The organism is Mesorhizobium sp. M4A.F.Ca.ET.050.02.1.1 (assembly GCF_003997725.1).
In the GTDB taxonomy this organism is placed as follows: domain Bacteria; phylum Pseudomonadota; class Alphaproteobacteria; order Rhizobiales; family Rhizobiaceae; genus Mesorhizobium.
Genome location: NZ_RZSG01000458.1, coordinates 1 through 4,833 on the forward strand (window position 1 = coordinate 1; position 4,833 = coordinate 4,833).

Below are 4,833 nucleotides of genomic sequence, written 5' to 3' on the forward strand. Positions count from 1 at the left end.
TTTGGCCAGGCCGTCGATCAGCACGGTGAAGCCGTCCGGGTTCCTGATCACCCAGTCAGGATTGGGGTTCTCGCCAAGCGCGGAGAAGCGCGGGTATTTGGGCGTGATCTCCGGCTGGTCGAGGCGGAACTCCGGCTGCAGGTCGTAGCTGATCCATTGCGAAAGGAAGAGCGGCAGCCGCTCCCAATGCGACTCGCGCAGCACCTGCGGCATGCTGAAGAACCACAGGGCATAGGCGAGGTACAGGACGGTTCCAGCAACCAGGAACAGCGGTCCGAAACGCTTGTAGAGCGGCCGCCGAAATATCTGCGGGTAGCGCGCCTCTATCGCCTGCATATCGTTTGCTGTGATCGTGGCCATGGCTCAACCCTTGGTCCTGACCATGATCTTGTCCGAAAACCGGCGTCCACTTTTCGGGATCATGGTCAGGCGCTCATCAGAAAGGCCTGCTCGCCGACGAGCTTGCGGCGCAGCCAGGCGGAGAACTGGTCGACGATGAAGATGGTGGTGAAGAGCAGCAGCACCAGCGCCAGCGTCTTGGCGCCGAAGCCGCGCGAGATGGAGAGCTTCAGCTCCTCGCCGATGCCGCCGCCGCCGACTGCGCCCATAATCGTCGAGATGCGCACGTTGATCTCGATGCGCAGCAACGTATAGGACATGAAATTGGGCAGCACTTGCGGCAGGGCGGCAAAGCGGATGCGCTCGAACCAGTTGGCGCCGACCGCCCGCAAGCCTTCCTCGGCGCGCATGTCGATGTTCTCGTTGATCTCGTAGAAGAGCTTGCCGAGCGCGCCGATCGAATGCAGGCCGATGGCGATGATGGCGGCGACCGGGCCGATCGAGACGATGGCCGCGAACAGCCCGGCAATGACGATCTCCGGAAAGGCGCGCAGCAGTTCCATGAAGCGCTTGACGACGAGCCTGAGCGCCGGGCTCGGCGTCAGGTTGCGCGCGGCGATGAAGGAGAAGGGCACGGCGAAGACAAAACCGATGAAGGTCGAGACCAGCGCCACGTTGACCGTGGTCAGCATCAGCTCAAAATATTCGGGAATGTAGAAACCGCCCCAGACGTAGACGCGGCCGAGTGGGAAGTTGAATTCCTGGGTGCCGATGTCATGCGGCGAGGCGACGTCGAACAGCGCCCGCCAGACGTCGTTCCAATCCTTGGGGATCAGCCAGCTCAGGAAATCCAGCAAATGCGGCAGCCGTTCGAAGAAGTGACCGGCATTGGCCTCGTCGGCGAACCACATGGTCGCGCACATGGCGACGAGAAGCAGGCCGACACCGAGGCCGGTGTAAAGCCGGCGCAACGACGTCTGGCGCCGCCAGGCATCGGCCGCCAGGCGGGTCGCATCGGAATGGATTGTCGCTGAAGTCATGATCGGGAGATGCAAAAAGGGCGGCGTTTTTGACCGCCGCCCTTTTTCCTGATGCCGTCAGCCGCCGATCGCGGCTTTGCGGGCTTCGACGATGACATTGTAGAAGTCCGGCTTGACCGGAACGTAGCCGGTGAAGTCGCCGCCCTCGACGCCCTCGAAGCAGGCCTTGTCCTTGGTCGGCAGCGCGGTGAAGAAGGCGGTGAGCTTGGCGGTCATGTGGTCGCCGAGCGCGGTGCGCACGACCAGCGGGCCGTTCGGGATCAGGCCGGAGCGCCAGACCTCGACGAAGTCGTTCGGATCGACGGCGCCCTTGGCGACTTCCTTGTGGAAGGTGCCGGAGGTATAGCCGTTCTTGAAATCGCCGATGCCGGAGGAATCGTCCACCGCGACGTCGACCTTGCCGTCGCGGACGGCGAGGATGTTGTTCTCATGGCCGCCGTTGAACTGGGTCGAGGCGAAGAAGGCCTCGTTCGACTGGCCGGTGTCCTTCGGAATCTGGGTCAGCGGGATCAGATAGCCGGAGGTCGAGTCCGGGTCGGCATAGCCGAGCTTCTTGCCCTTGGCCGACTTGATGTCGGTGATCCCCGACGACTTCAGCGCCAGGCCGATCGAATAGTAGCCGGTGGCGCCGTCGGTCTGCTGGGTGGTGAGGATCGGGGTGACCGCCTTGGGGTCCTTGATATAGACGCTGGCATAGCCGGAAGCGCCGAGCTCGGCGAAGTCGAGCGTGCCGCCGAGCAGGCCCTGGATGACGCCGTCGTAGTCGGCGGCCGGGAACAGCGAGACCTTCTCGAAGCCGAATTCTGCCTTCAAATGGTCGGCCAGGCACTGGTAGTTGCGCAGCCGGTCCGTCTCGTTTTCGCCGCCAAGGATGCCGACGCGGAATTCCTTGAGGTCAGCGGCATGAGCAGCGCTCGTCGCGATGGCGAGCAGTGATACGGCGCCAAAAACCATCTTCCTAAACATTTGGATCTCTCTCCTGTTGTTCCGGCCTCGCGCCGGCGACGTTCGAATTTTTGACAGCTGCCTTTGACGCGGGCGGGCGATCCGGGTTGCTCGTTTTCTTGGCCATGATCCTTGCCGAACCGGTTGCCGCTCTTCGTCAGCGCGGACGGTTCGCAAACATCGACTAGTAGCCGGGGAATGCGGGCTCGAGCGGTCCGGCGGATGCGGTAATCTTCGGCTTGAAGTTGACGCTGGTCGACGTGATGGCCTCGGAGATATCGGCGCCATTGCTGTCCGCACTATAGACAAGACGCACGGCGTCGCGGTCGAGATCCTCGGGCGCGCCGTCGAACACGACCTTGCCGGCGGCCATGCCGATGATGCGGTTGCAATAGGCCCGCGCCGTGTCCAGCGTGTGCAGATTGGTGATGACGGTGATGCCTTCGCGCAGGTTGATGTCCTGCAGCGAGTCCATCACCACCTTGGCGTTGAGCGGGTCGAGCGAGGCGATCGGCTCGTCGGCGAGCAGCACCCTCGGCTGTTGCATCATGGCGCGCGCGATCGCCACGCGCTGCTGCTGGCCGCCGGACAGCGTGCCAGCCGGCTGCAGCGCGGTGCGGGCGATGTCGAGGCGCTCGAGCGCCGCTACCGCCTCGGCGCATTCGCTGCGCGAGAACATGCCGAACAGGTTGGAGAGCGTCGAGCGGTGGTTTAGCCGGCCGAGCAGCACGTTGGTCAGCACGTCGAGGCGCGGTACCAGGTTGAACTGCTGGAAGATCATGGCGCAGTCGCGCTGCCAGCGCCGCAGCGGCGAACCCTGCAGGCGGGAGACTTCGGCGCCGTCAAAAAAAATCGACCCCTGGCTGGGGTCGATGAGACGGTTGATCATGCGCAGAAGCGTCGATTTGCCGGCGCCGGAGCGGCCGATGATGCCGACCATCTGGCCCTGCGGGATCGACAGGTCGACAGCGCTGACCGCGGTGTTCTTGCCGAATCGTCGGGTGACACCGCGGATTTCGAGCGTGGCGGATGTTGCTGACATGGGCAAAGCTCCAGTCCAGTCGCGCTTTGAAGGTCTGTTAACCTTGGCTAGCGCAACGCCATGAACCTGCCGTGTCGGATTGATGTCAGTTTTGTTACCGCCCACAGGCTAGGGCCCAGAGCCGGAATGCCTGCATGTCGTTGTCCCAAATCGCTAGGCACTTTTGGGCGCCATGCATGGGCTCAACCGAGGACCAGGAGCTCCTCGAAATGCTTCATGTCGCGGAAACTGCAAAAGGCCGGCGGATTGAGTTCGATGACCGGCGCCTCGCGGTCGAGGAAGGACAGGCAATCGTCGAACAGGTCCTGCCAGGCCGCCGCGCGCCCGTCGGCAAGGCGGCGGATCTGGTAGGCGAAGGTGATGTGGAAGACGTAGGTGTCATGGTCGGGGTGGCGGTAGCCGAACGGCACCGACAGTGCATCGCGCCAGGCCTGGAGGATGCGCCGGTCTTCGTCCGAGGCGCCGGCAACGGTAAGGCCGTTCGGGGTGACGCCGATGGCTCTTATCCTGAACGCGCCGCTCCCCTGGAAGCCTTCCAGGCGCTCCAGATAAAGGCGGGTCATGCCGTCGATGCCGGTGTCGAGCGCCACATCCCGAGGCCAATAGGGGAGCCGGCGGCGGCGCTCGATGATGCCTTGGAACAACGTCATGTGCAGGCTAGAGACCGGGGTGAAGGCAAGCCGGTCGGCGTCAAGCATGGCGCGCATGCGCTCGCGCACCTCGATGACCGCCGCTTCGGAGGGCGAGCCGTTGACGAGGTGGCTGACGACCGTGTTGCCAGGCTCCAGGAGGAAGTTGCCCGCCGCGTCGTAACGGGTGCCGAGATGCACCGGAGGCGTCGGGTTGGTGCCTTCAAAGAAACCGGCGAGCGAGGGTCTGACCAAATCGAGCATTGCGATCTCCAGAGAAAGACCGCCTCGTGACCTAATCCTGTGTCAGGGATATGAAATTCCAGCGTCCGTCCCTGGCAATGACGCACACGGGAACATCGGTGACGTCAGCTATATTTTTCGAGAAACGCCTCGGCTGAAAGCGCGCGGAAATCGTCGAGCGAAGCACGCAGCCTTGCATGGTCCCAGTCCCACCAGGCGAGCGCCTGGTAGCGCTCGGCGGTGCGACGGTCGAAACGCTCGCGGATCGGCTTCGCCGGCACGCCGCCGACGATGGTGTAAGGCGCAACATCCTTCGACACCACGGCGCCGGCGCCGACCGCCGCGCCATCGCCGACAGTGACGCCGGGCAGGATGGTCGAGCCATGGCCAAGCCAGGTGTCGTGGCCGATGGTGACGCGTTTCGCACGGCGCTCTGCGAAGAATTCGCTTTCGTGCTCGGCGTCGTCCCAATAGTCGGAGGCGCGGTAGGTGAAGTGGTGCAGCGTCGGCCGCCAGGTCGGATGGTTGGTGGCATTGATGCGCACGCTGGCCGCGATGTTGGAGAACTTGCGAATGGTCGCGCACCAGACGGCGC

The 4,833-nt window shown here is 63.8% G+C and carries 5 protein-coding genes and 1 pseudogene; all 6 read right to left on the minus strand.

Annotated features, from left to right (window positions below):
- Positions 1 to 360: pseudogene (locus tag EOA33_RS24360) on the minus strand (phosphonate ABC transporter, permease protein PhnE); the annotation flags it as partial.
- Between the two features lie 65 nt (positions 361 to 425).
- Positions 426 to 1,379 (minus strand): phosphonate ABC transporter, permease protein PhnE, encoded by a 954-nt coding sequence (phnE, locus tag EOA33_RS24365; protein ID WP_127406790.1) that lies wholly within the window; start codon positions 1,377 to 1,379, stop codon positions 426 to 428.
- A gap of 57 nt (positions 1,380 to 1,436) precedes the next feature.
- Positions 1,437 to 2,345, minus strand: coding sequence for a phosphonate ABC transporter substrate-binding protein (phnD, locus tag EOA33_RS24370; protein ID WP_127406791.1), 909 nt, complete (start codon positions 2,343 to 2,345; stop codon positions 1,437 to 1,439).
- A 163-nt stretch (positions 2,346 to 2,508) separates the two neighbouring features.
- Positions 2,509 to 3,366: a phosphonate ABC transporter ATP-binding protein gene (gene phnC, locus EOA33_RS24375; protein ID WP_126058221.1), complete on the minus strand. Its 858-nt coding sequence runs from the start codon at positions 3,364 to 3,366 to the stop codon at positions 2,509 to 2,511.
- Between the two features lie 182 nt (positions 3,367 to 3,548).
- Positions 3,549 to 4,259: a DUF1868 domain-containing protein gene (locus EOA33_RS24380; RefSeq protein WP_127406792.1), complete on the minus strand. Its 711-nt coding sequence runs from the start codon at positions 4,257 to 4,259 to the stop codon at positions 3,549 to 3,551.
- Between the two features lie 104 nt (positions 4,260 to 4,363).
- Positions 4,364 to 4,833: DapH/DapD/GlmU-related protein (locus tag EOA33_RS24385; protein WP_127406793.1), on the minus strand; the 470-nt coding region annotated here is incomplete at its 5' end.

Coding starts and splice junctions, on each gene's coding strand:
- phnE (WP_127406790.1), bottom strand. CDS start 1,379: ATGACTTCAGCGACAATCCATTCCGATGCGACCCGCCTGGCGGCCGAT.
- phnD (WP_127406791.1), bottom strand. CDS start 2,345: ATGTTTAGGAAGATGGTTTTTGGCGCCGTATCACTGCTCGCCATCGCG.
- phnC (WP_126058221.1), bottom strand. CDS start 3,366: ATGTCAGCAACATCCGCCACGCTCGAAATCCGCGGTGTCACCCGACGA.
- EOA33_RS24380 (WP_127406792.1), bottom strand. CDS start 4,259: ATGCTCGATTTGGTCAGACCCTCGCTCGCCGGTTTCTTTGAAGGCACC.